This is a genomic window from Collinsella sp. AF28-5AC (genome assembly GCF_003457875.1).
GTDB lineage: Bacteria > Actinomycetota > Coriobacteriia > Coriobacteriales > Coriobacteriaceae > Collinsella.
Window position 1 is genome coordinate 68,152 of sequence record NZ_QRTA01000004.1, and the last position, 18,004, is coordinate 86,155.

17 protein-coding genes and 1 riboswitch are annotated in these 18,004 nt (G+C 57.2%); of the genes, 7 read left to right on the plus strand and 10 right to left on the minus strand.

The genetic code is table 11. The features are described from left to right. Window positions 1-23: 23 nt before the first annotated feature. Window positions 24-1,124: an AAA family ATPase gene (locus tag DWZ01_RS04420; protein ID WP_117848229.1), complete on the minus strand. Its 1,101-nt coding sequence runs from the start codon at window positions 1,122-1,124 to the stop codon at window positions 24-26. 237 nt (window positions 1,125-1,361) lie between these two features. Between DWZ01_RS04420 and DWZ01_RS04425 the strand changes: the two genes are divergently transcribed. From DWZ01_RS04425 to DWZ01_RS04440, 4 genes are all read left to right on the plus strand, one after another. Next, entirely contained in the window at window positions 1,362-1,964 is a 603-nt protein-coding gene (locus DWZ01_RS04425) for a recombinase family protein (protein ID WP_117848231.1), read from the plus strand. Window positions 1,965-2,177: 213 nt separating this feature from the next. Continuing rightward, a complete protein-coding gene (locus DWZ01_RS04430; protein ID WP_199412390.1) occupies window positions 2,178-2,972 on the plus strand; it encodes an FxLYD domain-containing protein in 795 nt (264 codons plus the stop codon). A 144-nt stretch (window positions 2,973-3,116) separates the two neighbouring features. After that, the gene (locus DWZ01_RS04435) at window positions 3,117-3,761 is read left to right on the plus strand and encodes a DUF4230 domain-containing protein (RefSeq protein WP_158556994.1); all 645 of its coding nucleotides are present in this window, start codon (window positions 3,117-3,119) and stop codon (window positions 3,759-3,761) included. Between the two features lie 11 nt (window positions 3,762-3,772). Further along, window positions 3,773-5,161 (plus strand): EcsC family protein, encoded by a 1,389-nt coding sequence (locus DWZ01_RS04440; protein WP_117848237.1) that lies wholly within the window; start codon window positions 3,773-3,775, stop codon window positions 5,159-5,161. A gap of 103 nt (window positions 5,162-5,264) precedes the next feature. Here DWZ01_RS04440 and DWZ01_RS04445 read toward each other — a convergent pair whose 3' ends face one another. From DWZ01_RS04445 to DWZ01_RS04470, 6 genes are all read right to left on the minus strand, one after another. Further along, window positions 5,265-5,864: a tRNA (cytidine(34)-2'-O)-methyltransferase gene (locus DWZ01_RS04445; RefSeq protein ID WP_117820871.1), complete on the minus strand. Its 600-nt coding sequence runs from the start codon at window positions 5,862-5,864 to the stop codon at window positions 5,265-5,267. 95 nt (window positions 5,865-5,959) lie between these two features. Continuing rightward, the gene (locus DWZ01_RS04450) at window positions 5,960-7,090 is read right to left on the minus strand and encodes a GTP-binding protein (protein ID WP_117635529.1); all 1,131 of its coding nucleotides are present in this window, start codon (window positions 7,088-7,090) and stop codon (window positions 5,960-5,962) included. An 86-nt stretch (window positions 7,091-7,176) separates the two neighbouring features. Continuing rightward, a complete protein-coding gene (locus DWZ01_RS04455; protein WP_117769844.1) occupies window positions 7,177-7,518 on the minus strand; it encodes an arsenate reductase family protein in 342 nt (113 codons plus the stop codon). An 11-nt stretch (window positions 7,519-7,529) separates the two neighbouring features. Then, window positions 7,530-8,153 (minus strand): flavodoxin family protein, encoded by a 624-nt coding sequence (locus tag DWZ01_RS04460; RefSeq protein ID WP_117820872.1) that lies wholly within the window; start codon window positions 8,151-8,153, stop codon window positions 7,530-7,532. A 74-nt stretch (window positions 8,154-8,227) separates the two neighbouring features. Continuing rightward, complete coding sequence (locus DWZ01_RS04465; protein WP_117848239.1) at window positions 8,228-9,757, minus strand: diguanylate cyclase domain-containing protein; 1,530 nt, start codon at window positions 9,755-9,757, stop codon at window positions 8,228-8,230. 127 nt (window positions 9,758-9,884) lie between these two features. Next, a complete protein-coding gene (locus DWZ01_RS04470; RefSeq protein WP_117848240.1) occupies window positions 9,885-12,602 on the minus strand; it encodes an EAL domain-containing protein in 2,718 nt (905 codons plus the stop codon). A gap of 324 nt (window positions 12,603-12,926) precedes the next feature. On the opposite strand from DWZ01_RS04470, the gene DWZ01_RS04475 reads away from it, so the two are divergent. Next, window positions 12,927-13,796, plus strand: a complete 870-nt coding sequence (locus DWZ01_RS04475; RefSeq protein ID WP_199411352.1) for a patatin family protein — start codon at window positions 12,927-12,929, stop codon at window positions 13,794-13,796. A gap of 112 nt (window positions 13,797-13,908) precedes the next feature. Here DWZ01_RS04475 and DWZ01_RS04480 read toward each other — a convergent pair whose 3' ends face one another. The 3 genes from DWZ01_RS04480 to thiM are packed head-to-tail and all read right to left on the minus strand — an operon-like array spanning window position 13,909 to window position 15,785. Then, the gene (locus DWZ01_RS04480; protein WP_117769839.1) at window positions 13,909-14,604 is read right to left on the minus strand and encodes a thiamine phosphate synthase; all 696 of its coding nucleotides are present in this window, start codon (window positions 14,602-14,604) and stop codon (window positions 13,909-13,911) included. Then, on the minus strand, window positions 14,601-14,942 hold the full coding sequence (locus DWZ01_RS04485; protein ID WP_233504607.1) for a thiamine-binding protein: 342 nt from the start codon (window positions 14,940-14,942) through the stop codon (window positions 14,601-14,603). The genes DWZ01_RS04480 and DWZ01_RS04485 overlap by 4 nt, the downstream gene beginning before the upstream one ends. 3 nt (window positions 14,943-14,945) lie before the next feature. Beyond that, complete coding sequence (thiM, locus tag DWZ01_RS04490; protein ID WP_117769838.1) at window positions 14,946-15,785, minus strand: hydroxyethylthiazole kinase; 840 nt, start codon at window positions 15,783-15,785, stop codon at window positions 14,946-14,948. A 51-nt stretch (window positions 15,786-15,836) separates the two neighbouring features. After that, window positions 15,837-15,947, minus strand: a riboswitch (TPP riboswitch). A gap of 163 nt (window positions 15,948-16,110) precedes the next feature. Between thiM and DWZ01_RS04495 the strand changes: the two genes are divergently transcribed. Both DWZ01_RS04495 and DWZ01_RS04500 read left to right on the plus strand, forming a co-directional pair. Then, a complete protein-coding gene (locus DWZ01_RS04495) occupies window positions 16,111-17,019 on the plus strand; it encodes an HAD-IIB family hydrolase (protein ID WP_117769837.1) in 909 nt (302 codons plus the stop codon). A gap of 10 nt (window positions 17,020-17,029) precedes the next feature. Beyond that, window positions 17,030-17,926 carry a LysR family transcriptional regulator gene (locus DWZ01_RS04500; RefSeq protein ID WP_117769836.1) on the plus strand — a complete coding sequence of 299 codons (897 nt, stop codon included), beginning with the start codon at window positions 17,030-17,032 and terminating at the stop codon, window positions 17,924-17,926. Window positions 17,927-18,004 lie beyond the last annotated feature (78 nt).

Below are 18,004 nucleotides of genomic sequence, written 5' to 3' on the forward strand. Positions count from 1 at the left end.
CTGCCCCTTTGTCACATTGACTTCTATTTCACGCATTGAGCGGCGAGATAGTCGCGGAAGAATGGCAATTCAAAAGCGACGATTCCGCGCCCGCGTTCTCCAATGATGCCGGCATCTATCATGCGGCGTCGGTAGCGGGAGACCTGCTGCGGCGAACGCTTAAGGCGCTCGACAAGGTCGGCGGTGGTGGACTCTTCCTCGTCATCGAGCATGGCGATGAGGAATCGTTTGTCCTCCGCCGTGAGTTCCCGATAGGTTGCCGCGAGGATTCGGTCGTCCATCTCGTCGCGCGCGATTTTGATTCCCAGGTCAAAGTCGCGTGACGAGATTTCCTTCGAATCGCTTGTGAGATCCCAGGCACGGTAGCCTACGAGTTGCAATAGGAAGGGAAAACCAGAGATCGAGTGAACGGCTCTATCGATTCCCCCAGCATCTGCCAGGCGATCGTTTTCCTGGATTGTGCGAATCAAGGCCTCGCGTACGTCATAGTCGGCAATGCGACCCAGATGATATTGTTGGGCGCGGCGAAGGAACGAGACCGTCTTGTGGTTCAGCAACGTCGAGACGTTGTTGGGAAGTCCCGCCATGAGCAGGGCGACGCGTTTCCCATCGGTCACAAAGTGCTGATACGTCGCTGCAAGCTGAATCATCTCGTCGAGTGTCGGGTCCACCTCGTCAACCGTGACGAGCAGACCGGTGCCCGCCTCGTTGAGCTGGTCGATGATGTCGCTCATGCGATAACGCCAGGTTGAGGCATCGTGAACGCGATTGACCTCGATGCTGCCGAGCGGTGCAATTCCGAGGCCGGTGACTTCGAAGTGGGTGGACGAGTCGATGAGATGGGCTGCGGCACGTTTCGTCCCGAGCTCGATTTCCTCAAGCATTCCCGAGAGCGCGGTCGTCTTTACGGCTATCCAGCCGTGGGATTCCGCCCTTGTCGCGAGCGACGACATGAGAGCGGTTTTACCGGTTCCACGCGCGCCTGAGAAGATCGAGGTCAATTCTGGGCGCCTGCGCTGGCTCAAGAAGGCACGGTCCAAATCCCGAATAATCTGTTGTCTGCCAGCGAGATGGGCAGGAACCTCGCCAAAGCTAGGGGTAAACGGGTTTTCGAGGTATTCCACAATGCCCTCCTTTAGCGTCTCGGGTTAATTTCATTTTATTCTAGTTAATCTCAATTAAAAACGATTAATTTCATTTCAAAGCATAAGGTTGGCGTCGTGCGTTATCGAAGCGGTGCTTGAATAGCTTACGTTGGAGCCCGAAAATGGGTTCAACCCATTCGCGAAATTTGCACGCCCTATTGTGAGTGGGCTCTCAGATGAGCTGAAGCTGCCATCGTGCGGCTGATAGGGGCAATCATGAAAAACAGAATCTATGGGTATGCTCGAGTTTCGTCAGCAGATCAGAACCTGGATCGCCAACTGGATGCGCTGGAGCGGTTTCCGGTCCAAACGAATTTGATCTATGCTGACAAAGCGAGTGGAAAGGACTTCAGGCGTCCTCAGTACCGGCGTCTTCTTCGTCGTCTGCGCGAAGGGGACGTTTTGGTGATTAAGAGTATCGATCGATTGGGTCGCGACTACCGTGAAGTTCTCGATGAATGGCGTCGCCTAACGACGGACAAACGCGTTGCCATCGTGGTGCTCGATATGCCATTGCTTGATACACGCGAACAACCCAATGGAATTACGGGGACTTTTATTGCCGATCTAGTGCTTCAGGTTTTGAGCTACGTGGCTCAGGTGGAGCGCGAAAACATAAAGCAGCGCCAGGCGGAGGGTATCGCGTCGGCGCGTCTGCGGGGTGTGAGATTTGGGAGACCGACGCTCGAACGTCCGGATAGCTACCGCGATGTCATCAAATCATTCGAAGGAGGTGAAGTTACGAGGCGAGAGGCCGCAATGCTCCTGAACGTCAGCGCATCGACGTTCGATCGTTGGAGACGGGCGGATACGAACTGATATGACCGTTCGCCGTCTGTCCGTCCTCTTTAACTAGACATTTTGACGAGGGGAGTTTATTGCACGGAGTCCACTCCTTCCCTCGATGTTTATCCAGTTCACGCCCTGGAACCAAATAGTGCCACCGCGTTGCCAATTCGTCTGCTTTTTGACGAGGGGGCTAGATATCGTGTTTTGTATTTAAAGGAGGACAAGATGAAAAGGCATTATGGGATGGCTGCGGCGATCTCGCTATTTGCGACGGTGCTTTGTGGGGCACTTCTGCTGAGCGGCTGTTCACAGGTTGAGAAGAAAAACGATGGGCCTGATTATGCCGATGACCGTGCAATGGCCGTGATTGCTCAAGGCTATCAAAAGCGGTCTGATTACCTTGATTCACTGGGAGAGGATGCTGATCTGGGCTCGAATAAAGTGCGAAAAGAGGCAATTAAAACCGAGATCGATAACGACAAAGAACTCAAAAAGGCGTCATTTAAAGACACTAAGATGCAAGAAGACGTCATTGCCTATCTCAATCTGCTTGATAATCAGCTTGATGTTGTCAAGAAGTATGCGGAATCGGATCCCAAGTATTACGACGAATGGGAAAAGGCCTATGACGCACGATCTGCACAGCTTAAGAAACTGGTTGATCGGTATGACTTAACGGTCGATGATGAGTATCGAGATGCGTTTGACGAGCTGATCAAGAACGGTAGGACCGTGGAGGAGAAGACGCATAATGATGAGGCTATCAACGGACTGCTCTCATCGGCGACCTTTGAGAAAAGTGACGACGGCTACGGTCTCTATACGTACACCGCAATCGTCGAAAACACCTCTGACATATCGTTCGAAAACGTTTTTCTAAATGTCGCTCTTTACGATGCCGATGGTGTAAGGGCGGAAGAATGCTACGCAGATACATCCGCCTGGGCGCCTGGCGAGAAAGTGAAGTTTGAGGTAATGAGTGAGGTTGACGCTTCGAGGGTTGTACCGACAGTATCGAGTTACAGCGTCAAGGAGTAATTCGCGGGAATTGGAAAGAATGCGCGACCGTTTTCTCCGAACGGTCGCGTTTTGCATTAAGCCGTTGACAGAATGATTCGTGCCGCCATGTACACGATGGAAGATGATGGAGAAGTCGGGCCCATAAAAGAAAGGCGAAGCAGGATGACAAAAACAAACTTGTTTACAACAATAACGCAAAAGCTAATCTTTGGCGGTTTGCTGGCTGTTACGGCCGTGGCGACTGCCGGGTGTATCTGGTTGTATTTGACGCGTAATCCTACAACGGTCACCGATGATTCGATTCGCGAGGAGATCGCGCCGGTCGTAAAGCTTGTGACGTACGAATATAACTTTACGCAGCTGCTCTCAATCGATGAAGCGGGGAATCCGCTTGGGTGGGAAAACCCCTTTACGTCTAAGCGATATGTCGCAACGATTGACGGCAAGGCTGATATCGGGATCGATGCCGATAAAATGAAGATTGAAATCAAGCGGGTTGATATGAACGACGAGAACTCAGAGGTCAAGAGCGTAAAGGTTACATTGCCTCACTCGGAAATTACCTCTTTCTCAACAGACCCCAATACACTGAAGAAATATGTTGAGGACAATGGTTTTCTGAACTGGAATCAAGTAAGTACGGACGATCTGAACGGTTTGTTGAAACAGGCGAAGAAAGAGCAGACCAAGAAGGTCGAAGAGAGCGATATGCTCAAAGAATCTGATGATAGAGCCAGCGGATTGATCGAAAAACAGGTCAAAGCCCTATGCGGCGACGATGTCGATATTAACGTTACGTTTAAGTAAGGGTGAATGGTGTGTCCGATAAACGACAACAGTTTGGTGAGGCGGAGCCCGAAAAGCAGCGGAAGCCCGGTGTCGGTTCTTCTTCGCTGGAGAACATAATGTTTGGAGCATTAAATGGCGCGCAAAACGCCATTATGGGTGTGGTCAAGGAGACCCAAAAGAAATCGAGTGAATTGGCGGACGCCGCTAGTCCGTTGGCGGATAATGCGCTTAAAGGTATTACTGACTTTGCAAATGGGATTGCTTCTGCAACTGCAGCCGCGGCGAATGAACGCTACAGCGCAAAGCGACAAGAGCAACTCGGCCTGCCATCGACGCTCGTTGACGATAACGGTGATTGGGTGTTGCCCGATCCGTTGCTGACCAATCAAGAGCTTGCCGAGCTTGAGGTATTGACCGAGCAATACGAAAAGATGGTAGCGCCTTCAAAGCTCAAGCAGTTGACCGATATGGCTGGGCTAAAGATACCGGAGAATCTTCGCACTGCCGTTGGAGATGCGGTCGATGAGCTTACAAGTGAGATTCAGCAACAAGAGCTATATGCACAGGTTATGAAGCAGGTCGTCGATGGTTTCAAAGCTATCGAGGAGCAAGCTGCCAAGTACAGCGTTACTGAGGCGCAGATTGTTGAGGCCGCAAATACTACGCTTGAAGGCGTTACTATCCGTTCGATTGACGAGTTATTCATGCTTCGCAGTTTTGACGTCGCGAGGATTGCGGCAGGCGAGAACGGTAGACACTTGCTGCTTGCGGCGACCGAGGGTGCGGTGACGGGTGCTCCTGGGTTTGCCGGTTTGCCCTTCAATATCGTATTCAGCATGTTTCTCTATTATCGCGCGGTGCAGTCGGTTGCCATGATGTACGGATTTAACGTTAAAGAGGATCCGGCTGAAATGGTCATTGCGGGCGATGTGTTTTCAAACGCGATGGCTCCTTCGGCAGGCCCTGCTGATGGCATGGCTGTCACAATCGGTAAAGTGATGCTTGTAGCCGAGATGGAGGGTGTGAAGCAGACGGTCAAGAAAGGCTGGACGGCAATGGCGGCACGGGGCGGCGCGGCTATGCTTGTCACGCAGATTCGCGCCCTTGCTAATGCCGCTGCACGTAAGGCACTCGAGAATGCCGGCAAGAAGTCGCTCGAGAATAGTGTTTTCAAAAACGTACTCGAACAAATTGGCAGGAATATCACTCAAAAATCCCTCGGCAAGGCCATTCCCGTGTTTGGCGGCGTTGTCGGCGCCTTGTTTGATGTCTCGCAGATGAATCGTGTTTTGCAATATGCCAACATCTTCTACCATAAGCGGTTCATCATTGAAAAACAGGAGCGTATTGCAATACTTGTCGGTATGGAGACGGCCTCTGTGAACGGTGAGGTTGAGGCTTGCGATGCGGAAAGATAACCGACCGTGTTCTTCGATGATGGAGAACTTTGGCGGCGTTTGGTGCAAATCGGTATAGGTAGGGGTGCGGACCTAATTGCGTGACAAAGGGACAGCCCCTTTGTCACATTCCCGGAAAGCCTGTTTGGCGCAGCGCCTCGTAGAGGACGATGGCGGCGCTGTTGGAGAGGTTGAGTGCGCTGATACGATAGTCGTTCGGATTGACGAAGTTGCCGCAGATGTCCTGTTGAAGGATGGCCTCGTGGCTGTCCTCGGTATGCCCCAGCGATTCCTCGTGGGTTTCCCAGGCCTCGGCGTTGTCAAGCGAATCGCAATCGCGCAGCATCGGGATGCGCTCGCAGCACGTGGGCGCTGCAGCGAGTAGCTCCTCAGGAATGCCCGAGCTCTCGCTGCCAAAGACCAAGTAGTCGCCATCGCGGTAGGTACTCTGCGCATAGGTGCGGCGTGCCTTTTTGGTCAGCAGATGCAGGCGTTCGTCGGCAGGGGAGAGGTCATTGCGCGCAAGGAAGTCCTCCCAGCCGGCATAGGTCGTCACGTCCAAGTTTTGCCAGTAGCCCAGGCCGGCGCGACGTACCGTCTTGTCGTCGAGCGAAAACCCCAGCGGCTCCACCAGATGCAGGCGGGTGCCGGTAACCACGCAGGTGCGGCCGATATTGCCCGTATTGGCCGGAATCTCGGGCGCATACAGCACAATGTTGAACATGAATCTCCTTGGCTCAGAACGAAAAACCACCACGAAGGGCACCTTCGTGGTGGTTTGGCAGTTACATAGGCGGAAAAATGCCCGCTTGGATAAACCTAGGCGCGGTGCCAGTCGGTCAGGCAGGCATCGAGGGAGGCGATGAGCGCGTCCTTGTCCATGTGACGGCCGATGATGCACAGGCTCGTCATGCGGTCGCCCGTCTCGTCGTCCCAAATTTGCATGATCTCGGGGTTCTCGTCGATGATCTTCTGCTTCTCGCCCTCGGGCGCGGAGTCAACGAACAGGCCGTTCTCCATCAGGCGCATCTGGTGGCCGGCCTGCTCAAACATGTAGCACATGTCCGGATCACCGGTCTGCCACAGCGGACCCTTGACGCGGATGACCTCGTCGGGCCACTCCTGCTCAACAAAATCAGTGAACTTCTGCAGGTCAAACGGCTTGCGGCGCGAGTACACAAAGGTCTCGATGTCGTACTCGAGCACTTCGGGGTCGTCGTGCTCCTCGGGATGCTCCATGGCCTCGATCCAGGCGGCGGAGTTGTAGGCGCGCATAAAGTCGAAGCGGTCGGTATCGAGCAGCTCCTCCATGGGGACCTCGCCGTTTTGGGCCTCGACGATCACGGCGTCCTTCTGCAGGCTGCGCACGATGGCCTTGAGCTCGGCGATCTGCTCGGGCGTCACGGTATCGGTCTTGTTAAGGATCAGCGTGGAGCAGAACTCGATTTGCTGGATGAGCAGGCTTTCGATGTCGTCCTCGTCGATATCCTCAGCCAGCAGGTCGCGACCGCCGTTGAACTCGTCGTACATGCGGGCGCAGTCGACCACGGCCACGATGTTGTCGAGCGCGAGCTTGGGCTCGCCGCCCACCTTGGCCTCGTCGCAGAAGCTCGAGATGGTGTAGGCGATGGGGATAGGCTCGCAAATACCCGATGCCTCGATGATGATGTAGTCGAACTTGCCCGAATCGGCAATGCCCTGCAGCTGGTTGGCCAGGTCGTCCGAAAGCGTGCAGCAGATGCAGCCGTTGGTGAGCGGGATGAGGTCGTCGGTCTCGGAAAGGCCGCCGTCGGCGATAAGACTGGCGTCGACATTGATCTCGCCGATATCGTTGACGATCACGGCGGCGCGGATGCCGCCGTCGTTAGCGAGGATGTGGTTGAGCAGCGTGGTCTTGCCGGCACCGAGGTATCCGGTAAGCATGATGATCTTCACGGGTTTGTTGGGCATGTGCCCTCCTTTGTTAGACATGGCTTACAGTTGAATCTTATGCCAAACGCCTGCTCTTATACCCACGCGCCGGCAAATAACACAGGCTACTCCCAGGCTCCCCATACATCGGGGCAATAACCGACGGTGGCCTTTTTGCCGTTGCGCACGATGGGTTCGGCTAGAACCTGCTGGTTTTCGAGCAGTTTGTCGAAGCGCTGGCTAGGGGTAAGGTGCTGGATGAGCGCGAGCGTCTCCTCGTCCTTGGCCTTGGGGTTGAGCAGCTTGTCGATGCCGCCGACCGCCTGCATCACGCTCGTGAGCTCGCCCTTGCTCATCTCCTTTTCCCTAAGGTCAATAAACTGCACCTTAATGCGGCGCTCCTTAAAATAGCGCTGGGCCTTCTTGGTATCGAAAGACTTTTTGGTTCCAAAAATCTGGATATTCATGCTCCGCCGCTCTATCGAATGAAGTTGGTCGTTGCTCGATCTGCCTCGGGTGCGTTGATACCGGCGGCCTGTCCTGCCTCGATACAGCGCAGGAGCCAGGCCATGTTTTTGCCGATGTTTCGCATGGTGGCCAGGCCCTCGGCGTCCTGGGTGGCCTCGCCCGGCATGGCACCAAAGACGTTGTTCCAGTACGTGGAGGCCACCACGGGCATCTGGTTGATAGTGAAGTACTTGTTGAGTACATCGAAGGTGGTCGACGTGCCGCCACGGCGGGCGACGGCGACCGCGGCACCCGGCTTGTGCGCAAAGGCCTTGCTGCCAGCATAGAATGCGCGGTCGAGAGCCGAGAGGATGCGTCCGCTGGGATGCGCATAGTAGACGGGGGAGCCAAAGACAAAGCCATCTGCCTGCTCGGCGGCAGCGATCAGCTCGTTCACCACGTCGTCGTCAAAGGTGCAGCGGCAATCGAGCTTGCCGCACTGGCCACAGCCAATGCAGTCGCGAATGGGCTTGGCGCCCAGCTGGAACACCTCGGTATCGATACCCTCGGCGTTGAGTTGCTCGGCGACTTCGGCGAGTGCGCGGGCGGTGTTGCCGTTTGCCTTGGGACTGCCATTGACCAAAAGAACCTTCATCACAAACTCCCTCTGCTGTTGGTGACTTCTGCAGAGGATTATCGCACGATGGGGGAGGCGGTGCGGGCGCGGTGCTAATCCAGTTTGGTACCTGGAACCTGCACGGCTTTACCGAGCAACGCTTTGAGCTCGTTCAAAATGGAAACGGGCTGTCGGTCAACGCTGTTCAGATGGAGCGTGGCCACGCGAATGGGCGGCTGATATTCAAGCGAGCCGATGAGCACGGGAGAACCCAGGAATCGTTCGATTTCGTTTGCGAGCTCGTCGATTGCCTCGGGGCCGAGCTCATCGAAAAGCGCCACGAACATTGGTCCCGTCGAGCGGAACAGGCGACCCTTGCCGCGCGAACAATCCATGAGGCAGGCGGCACTTTCGGCGAGCACGCGGTCGCCTGCATCGAATCCAAAGCGGGCATTGACTTCGGCGATATCGTCGACCTTAATGGCAATAAAGCCTGCCTCGCGCGCCACGCGGCGCATCTCTCCAATAGCGTTGACCAGCGCGTGGACATCGCCCAGGCCCGTTACCGAGTCGGTCGTATCTGCCAAGCTTCGGTTGATGATAGTGCCCACATACATGCTGGGCTCGGTATCGGTGCCGTCCAAGCGGTAACCTGTGCAGTCGCAAAGCACGTATTTTCCGGTGGCATCCATTACGCGATACTGCATGTAGTGGAAGTGCCACGTGCCGTTTATCACCATGTCGAGCTCGGCGCGTACGTTGTCGCGGTCCTCGGGATGAACGCGGGCGAGCCACATGTCGAGTGAGTTAAAAGGGTGCTGGGAGGGCAGGTCAAAATCGCGCACGGCGTTAACCGACCATTGCGATTCTCCCGTATCGAGATTGAGGATAAACGGATAGCGCGTCTCGGAGCTCATGGAGATCGCTTGGAACACCCGGTCGTTGCAGGGAAGCTGATCGACGATTGGGCGTTGCGGCGCGTCATCGTCTTTCGGTTGCTGCACACGATGCATAAGCTTATAGCGATACATCTTGCGATCGGCATCCATCGTCATCTGGCGACGCGTGTCGCCAGCAAGTGGATCGACGCGCGAGCAGCCAAAGCTAAAGCTGCCGATCATGGGCGCCTTGCCACCTGAGCTCGCCTCGATCAGCCTGGTACGTACCTGCTCCAAGCGCTGCTCGAGTTCAATCTCGTTTGCGGAGGGCGAGATGAGCACAAACTCGTCTCCACCGATACGGAACAGCATCTCATCGTGCTCCATGGTTTCGGAGAGCGTGCGGCAGATGCTCAGAATATAGCGATTGCCTTCGGCGTGGCCAAACCTATCGTTGCAATGCTTGAGATGGTCGATGTCAATATAGGCGCAGGTGAAGGGGTCGCCTTTGCGCCAGAGTTGCTCGACGTGACGGTCGAATCCGTTGCGGTTGCCCAAGTTGGTGAGCGGATCGATATAGGCGTTGCGCTCAAGCAGCTGGCGCTCTTGTTGCAGGATGGCATGCGTCTTTTGCAGTTGCTCACCAACGGCGCGTAGCTCAGCAGGCAGCGCGGCAACATCGAGTTCGGCGGTCGAGACGCCGTTCGCAAGTCGCTGAAGATAGGCAATAATCGATTGCTCGCCCAGGCGATATGACTCGTTCATGATGGATAACCTCCTTGGGCGGAACAACGGTTTGTATCATATCCCCAATTCGGTTTGAATTGGGGATATAAGTTAGCTAATGGAGACAAATGCCCCCTTCGACGGTGGCGTTTTGCGCGCGAGCGTATCAGTTGTTATTGCCACCATCGAGCAATGCCTCAAAATCCTTCGCAGGCATGGGGCGGTAGTAGAGGAAGCCCTGAGCGTAGCGGGCGCCCATTTGTCGTAGCATGTTTGCCTGCTCATTTGTCTCGACGCCTTCGACCACGACGGGCAGATGGAGCGACTGCGCCATTTCGAGCATCGATGAAATGATTTGCGTGCTGCGGCCTTGATCGCGGTCGGTGGGCACAAAGGTGCGGTCGAGCTTGATGACGTCGACGTTGACGTTCTTGAGCATCGCGAGCGTGGACTGACCGGTGCCAAAATCGTCCATATAGGTCGAGAAGCCGCGGGTGTGCAGATCTGCGGTCAGCTTATCCACGGCCTCGGATTCTCCCGTATAAGCCGTCTCGGTGATCTCGATACGCATGAGCTCGGGCGGTAGGTTGTATTGGGCGGCGAGCGCCCCCATATGTTCGGCAACGTCGCAGGCAAGGATATCCACGCGCGACACATTAAGCGAGACCGGAACCACGCGAAGACGGCGATCGAGACGCTCGCGAAGCCATATGGCGACACCCTGCCAAATGTACTTGTCGAGCGTCACTACAAAGCCGCTTTCCTCGAGTGCGGGGATAAACGTTGTGGGCGAAATGAGAGAGCCGTCCTTGTCAATCCAGCGGGTGAGTGCTTCGGCGCCAATAATCTCGCCGGTTTCCATATCGACCTGGGGCTGAAGATAGTACGTGATGCGACCATTTGACAGCGCGTACTGGAATTCGGTCAGCGTGCGGTGGAACGCGACTTCGCGCTCGTACTCCGCGGGGCGGAAAATAGCAATGCGCTCCTTAAAGTCGTTTTTTGCGCGTCGATTGGTAAACATGGCCTTTGCCTGCGCATCGATGGTGATTTCCTCATTGGAGTCGATGGGGTAAACGCCCATGGACGGCCAAAAACCTACGCCGTCATCATGTCTGGCTACGGCCTCGCGAACGCGGTTGTAGATTTGATGGACGGTGATGTGCTTAAAGGGGATGAGTACACAAAAGTCATCTTGGCCCCAGTACCCTGCGACGCCCATATCGGCATTCTCGATGTCCTTGAGGACCGTGCCCACATCGGCGAGTACGCGGTCGCCCTCGGCCTGGCCGTGCCATTCATTAAACAGGCGCATGTGGCCCATGTCGACTGTGGCGATGCACCAGGTGCCGTTGCGCCTTGCCTCGAGAAATGCGTTGGCGCGCCGCATAAACTCGCTGGGTCGATAGAGGCCCGTGAGCGAGTCGATACGTTCAGCTATGGCGCTTTTGCGCTCCGCCTCGGGTATGGGGAGGCTGTCGTTGGGAACAAGCCCGCCGGCCGTGCGAAGGCGACGGTCGAGTTCGCCTAAAACGGCGGTCGCTTGATGGGTTAAGTGCTCGTAAAAGGCCGGGACGACAAGGCAGACGGGAGTAATGGTGTCGCCTGCGATTCGAACAGGAGCGAAAACGGCTTCTTTAAGGTGGCGGGTCAGTTGCTCGAATGCCTCGTGGTCTAGTTCGTTGCTGAGCACGACGAACTGGACGCTTCGTGAACGGTAGACCCGGCTCCTGCCGCGGGTGATCGACAGCATGCGGCCTGCGTATTCGGCAAGCATGTTGTCGACAGCCTCGGCCCCGTAGAGCTCGTTGAGTTTTGTCGTGCCACGAACGCGCACCGCTATAAGCCCTGTCTCGCAACGATCGCGGCGGCAGGCGTCGATGGCGTTGACCAGCATGCGCTGCGTTCCGAGGCCTGTGGCAGCGTCGACGGTTTCGGCAAGTGAGTGGTTGACGAGCTCGCCGACATAGAGCGAGGGGACATTTCCGTCGCCGTCGATACGAAACCCGCGAGCACGGCAAAGGACGTAGTCGCCGACGGCGTTGCGCACACGATACTGCATGACGCGACGGTGCTTGGTGCCGTTGTAGACTTGGTCGATGTCGTTGATGCAGGCCTCAAGGTCGTCGGGATGGACGCGCGTTTTCCAGTAATCGCGACAGTTGTCTATGTGCTCCGAGGGAAGGCCAAGATCGCGCAAGGCACCTTGTGACCAAAGGGTGCGATGTTTGTCCAAGTTCTCGATAAAGAAATAACGGCCCTCGTTGAGCATCGAAAAGGCGTCAAAAATACGATCGCTTATTTCGAAGTCGTCGGCGTGGACTTGCGTGATATTGCGTCGATCGAGGTGCATGGCATGACGTAGCTTGTAGTCGTACATGCGATGGTCGGCATCGAGCGTCATGCGATTGGAAGCTTCGCCCAGGGCGGGGTCGGCATGTGACACTCCGTAGCTAAACGAGTGGGGCATCTCGGAATCGTTGTTTTTGAGCAGAACCGTTCGGCAGTGTTTCAGACGTTCGGCGAGGTCGTCCTCGGTTGCAATCGTAGATAGGATGGCAAACTCGTCGCCGCCTATGCGAAACGCCGCTTCGCCCACCTTCATATACAGCTTAAGATAGAGACTTACCTGCAAGATATAGCGGTTGCCCTCGTCATGCCCAAAGACGTCGTTGCAGTGCTTGAGATTGTCGATATCGATGAACGCCATGGTAACGGGGGCGTCCTGCTCCCAGAGCTCCTCGAGGGAACGGGCAAAGCCGCCACGGTTGCCAAGCCCGGTAAGCTGGTCGGTAAAGGCAGTCCTGATCAGATCCTCCTGCCGTTCGAGAAGGTCGCGGACGGTCTTTTCGAGCGTTTCGGTGTAATTGCTGACAGTTTCCATGTTCTAAGCGACTTTCTGAGGTCGGGGCGGATTGCGTCGGGCGAGCTCGTTGTGTACACGCGTCGTTGCTCAGCGCTTTGCATGTATCCAGGCCCCCGCCTTGCCGCGTTGTTGAGTTAATTTGTCGGCTAATGTTCGCTGTTGATAACAGCTGAGTAGTGTAAACAATAGTGCACAATTATATATGGGTGCACATGCTGTGGGCGGCTATTATTCGACAAGCGGTAGCGCGACGATGCGATGTTCGATAAAAATGCGACTGGGACGATATATGTTGACGGGTATACTTGTCCCGTTTTAAAACGCAGGAACGGAGATGGTCGCATGGCACAGTCAAATATGACGCGCACGGTGGGGCTGGCGCTCGAGGGAGGCGGCTACCGCGGTATGTATACGGCGGGCGTGCTCGACGTTTGGATGGAGCACGGTTTGACCTGCGACCATATGGTGGGCGTCTCGGCGGGCGCGGCGTTTGGCTACAACTTTAAATCGCGCCAGATCGGCCGCGCCATTCGCTATAACAAGGCCTATTGCGCCGACAAGCGCTATGCGAGCGTGACCAGCTGGCTGCGAACCGGCGATATGTACAATGCCGACTTTGCTTATCACGAGGTGCCTATCGAGCGCGATCCTATCGACTTAGAGGCGTATCGCACCTGTCCCATGCGATTTACGTGCGTGTGTACCGATATCGAGACGGGCAAGGCCGTCTATCACGATCTGCCGTATGGCGACGAGCGCGATATCGAGTGGATTCGGGCGTCGTCGGCAATTCCCGTGGCGACGCGTCCCGTTGCTATTGACGGGCATAAGTATCTGGATGGTGGCGTGGCTGATTCTATTCCCAGCGCGTGGCTGTTTGCGCAGGGGTATGACCGCAATATCGTGGTACTCACGCAGCCGGCGGGCTTTGTGAAGCAGCCCAACAGCGTGATGCCCATGCTGCGGCGCGTGTTCCGTCACTATCCGGAGTTTGTCGCAGCGCTTGAGCATCGGCATGAGGTCTACAATGCCACGCTCGATGACCTGGCACGTCGCGAGGCTGCCGGCGAGATCTTTGTGGTGCGTCCGAGCGAATCGGTGAAGGTGCCGTCGCTGTGTCGCGAGCCCGATGAACTTGAGCGCATCTACCAGATTGGTCGCCGCGATGCGGAGGCGACCTTGCCGGCACTGGAGGCATATCTGGCAGGGTAGAGGCTGCTGCCGCCATCTCGGCGGAAAGCACATCCCGGAATGGAGGCTCAAACTGGGATGCGCTTTCCATTGCTGAAGATATGAGGCTGCGAATCAGCTGCTCGGCCTAGACTTACGCCTGCTGCCAGGTGTCGACGAGCTCCTTGGCCGCGGCGTAGGGGTCATCGGCGCTGCAGACGGCGCTCACCACGAAAAAGCCGTCGACGCCGGTGGCCTTGAGCTGTGGCAGGTCGGCCGTCTTGACGCCGCCGCCCACCACGATGGGCACGGGGCTTGCCGCGTGGAGGGCGGCCAGGTCCTCAAAGCTCTTGGTGATGATAGAGCCGTCGGCCGCGCGTCCGCAGTCGCGCTTGGTCTCGGTCTCGTGGAGTGGGCCGATGCCCAGGTAGTCGACTAGGCTCATGTCGGCGGTCTTGACGTACTCGAGCATCTCCTCGCAACGGGCGGAAAGGCCCACGATGGCGTTGGGCCCCAGCAGCTTGCGACAGACCTCGACGGGAATGTCGCTCTGACCCACGTGCACGCCGTCGACAGCAATGCCCTGCTCGCGCGCGGCGAGTACGCAGTCCAGGCGGTCGTCAATCAGCAAAGCGACCTGACCGGTCTTGCCGGCCTGTGCGATTGCCTGCGCGGCGTCGCCGGTCAGCGCAATGATCTCGCGGGCGCTTGCCACCTTGGAGCGCACCTGGATGCAGGTAAAGCCGGCGTCGAGTGCCTGGGCCACCACATCGCCCACGGGGCGCCCGAGCGTGTTTTCGGGGCCGAGCACCAGATAGGCCGAGATATCAAGGTTGTCGCGGATACTCATCGTGTTTCCTCCTGCTTTTTGATCTGAGCTTCCATGCGCTCGAGCTTGCCGGTCATGGTGTCGGTAAATCCGGGTCGAATATCGGCTTTGAGCACGACTTCGGTGCGGATGCCCTTGCTCGCCAACACAAAGGTTGCGTCGCGCACGACCTGCATGACCTCGTCCCAGTCGCCCTCGATCTCGGTGAACATCGAGGTGGTGCGGTTGGGAAGGCCGCTCTCGCGAATGACGCGCACGACCTCGGCGACCTCGGCGGACAGCTCATCGCCGGTGCCGCACGGGGCGATGGCCACGGCGACGAGCGTATTCATGCCGGCATCGGTTGCGGGCTCGGACATGGCCTATGCCTCCTCGAGGTCGAGCTGGTTGTTGGCGATGTCCTGGGCGGTTGCGCGGTAGAGCTCGTCGATAAAGGCGACCTTAAAGCTTGCCGGGGCGTCGGCGACAGCGGCGGCACGCGAGCCGGCAACGTTGTAGACGGCGGTGCCGCAGACGGCGGCCGTAAACGGGTCGGCAGCGCAGGCGTACACAGCCAGCACGCCGCCTTGCGAGCAGCCGCAACCGGTGATCTTGGACATGAGCGGGCTGCCGCCGTGGGACTTGGCCACGGTCATGCCGTCGGTGATCAGGTCGACTTCGCCCGAGACCACAACGGCGCCGCCGGTGTAGCGGGCGAGCGCCACGGCGGCATCGCGGGCGGCGTCGACCGTGTCGGTGGTATCGACACCGCGCACGCGGCTCAGATCGGCCGCCTCGCCCTCAAGACCCCACAGGCCGGCGAGCGCGATGATCTCGGAGGCGTTGCCGCGCACGATGGCGGGCTTGTACTGCTTAAGCTCGTTTACCAACTGGGTGCGCAGACTGCCGATGCCCAGACCCACCGGATCGAGCACCCAGGGCTTGCCGGCGTCGTGTGCCGCCTTGGCCGCGCGGGGAATCGTCTGCTCGTAGATGGGGAAGAGCGTGCCCATATTGAGATAGATGGCGCCGCCGCCGGCAACGAGCGCCTCGCCCTCGTCGGGAAGATAGACCATGGCGGCCGATCCACCCACAGCGAGCTGCGCGTTGGCGACAAAGTCGATCGTCACCGTGTTGGTGATGGAGCCGGCCATCGGATTGGTGGTGCGAATCTCCTCCACGGCCTTGACCATATGTTGCTTAAGCTGTTCCGAATCAATCACTGCACATGCCTCCTTGGCATAGAAAAGGGGCGCTGTGCATAGACAGCGCCCCTGTAAAGGCGGCATGCTCCCTACGCCAGCATTAACTGACAGGTTCAAAGGATTGGGCCCCATGCCCTCTCAGCCTTGTGGTTTGCACCGCCGGCACTCCCGCATCGAATCTGTTGTTCCCTATACTAGCGCACCTGCCAAAAAGGGACAGGTTTATTTTGGCAGGTAACAACTGGGACTTTGCGTTTTCCCAGATGAAACCTGCCGAAATAAACCTGTCCCTTTTTGGCAGGTCGGTACAATAGATGGGATTAAGAATGACCGAGGGGACTCTATGATCAAACTTGTGCTGACCGATATGGACGATACACTGATTCCAGCCGGGCATGACGGCGCCAGCGACTACGCCATTGAGGGTATTCATGCCATGCAGGCGGCGGGTTTGCACTTTGGGCCGGTTTCGGGTCGTCAGCCGTCCGCGATGGGCTGGATGTTCAAAAACCGTTCCGGGTGTTATTCGACCGGTGCGTTCTGTAACGGCCAGGTGATGTTTGTTGACGGCGAAGTAGTCGCCTCGCGCGCAATCGACAACGATGCTCTGATGCGTTTGGCCGACTATCTGGAGCAAGAGACCGACGATACATTTCTAAAAGTCTACAGCCTGGGCGATGACTTTTGGGGCAACGATGCCCATTGTGTGACGAGTGACCCCGAGCGCGTTCGTCGCGCCATGGAGTCGGGCGGCAACGCGTGGCTCAAAGGCGAAGAGGCCCCATGTCGTCCCGTCGTCGATGACGCGTCGGTGTTTAAGGCGAATATCTGGAGTGCCCGTTCGCGTGAGGAGCTCGCGGAGCTACGTGAGCGCGTTGCCGCTGAGGTGCCGGAACTCTCGCTTGTGTTTCCCAACAACCGAGTGCGCCTGTTCGACATCCTTCCGGCTGGTTGGGACAAGGGCTGCGCTGCGCTGGAGCTGGCGCGCGCTTTGGGCCTGACGCCCGACGAGGTGGCCGTATTCGGCGATTCTGATAACGATTTGCCCATGATCGATGCCGTTCCTAACTCCGTTGCAGTCGCCAATGCCAACGAGGCCGTCACGGCTGCCGCACGCTGGCATATTGGCGCTGCGGCAGATGATGCGGTTGCCGGGGCTCTGCATCAGATTGCCGCCTGCGCCGCGACGGGGGAGATGCCGTCGTTTATGCGTCAAATGGACGCGGCAGGTTTTGGCGTCACGAACGTCTAGGGAGAAGGCTATGAAGCTCCAGCAGCTCAGATATGTTGTTAAGGTTGCCGAATGCGGTAGCATCACCGAGGCCTCGCGCCGGCTCTTTGTGTCGCAGCCCTCGATTACCGCGTCGATTCGCGATCTCGAAAACGAGATGGGTGTGCATATCTTTGAGCGCACCAACAAGGGCGTCATTGTGTCCGAGGAAGGCGAGACCTTCTTGGGCTACGCGCGCCAGGTGCTCGACCAGGCCGACCTGCTCGAGGGCAAGTACAAAGGCACGTCCGAGCAGGTGCCGCACTTTAGTGTGAGCTGCCAGCATTATTCCTTTGCCGTTAATGCGTTTGTCGATGTGATCCGCGAGTTCGATGCCGCGCGCTACGACTTTACCCTGCGCGAGGAGCAGACCCACGAAATTATCGAGGATGTCGCGCATATGAAAAGCGAACTCGGCATCCTGTATCTGTCGGAGCACAATCGCGAGGTCATCGAGCGCATGCTTGCCGCCAACGAGCTCGTGTTCGAAGGGCTCTTCTGCGCCACGCCGCATGTCTTCGTCTGCGCCGACCATCCGCTGGCGGGCCGCTCCAGCGTGACGCTCGAGGATCTGGAAGACTACCCGTTCCTGTCCTACGAGCAGGGCAGCTACAACTCGTTTTACTATTCCGAGGAGCTGACCTCGACGTTCGAGCGTCGCAAAAATATCCGCGTGCGCGACCGTGCGACGTTGTTCAATTTGGCCATGGGCCTCAACGGCTACACGGTATGCTCGGGCGTGATCAGCCACGAGCTCAACGGCCCCGGCATTATCTCGATTCCGCTCGACGTGGACGAGTACATGGAGATTGGCATCATCACGCGCAAGAACACGACGCTCACGCGCTACGGTCGGGCCTATATCGACGCGATTCGTCAGCATATCTAGGCTGCTGTGCTCCGCACGGTTCAAGTCTCTTTATGACAGTCCAGACTGATATAGGAAGCATCTATATCAAACTGTTAT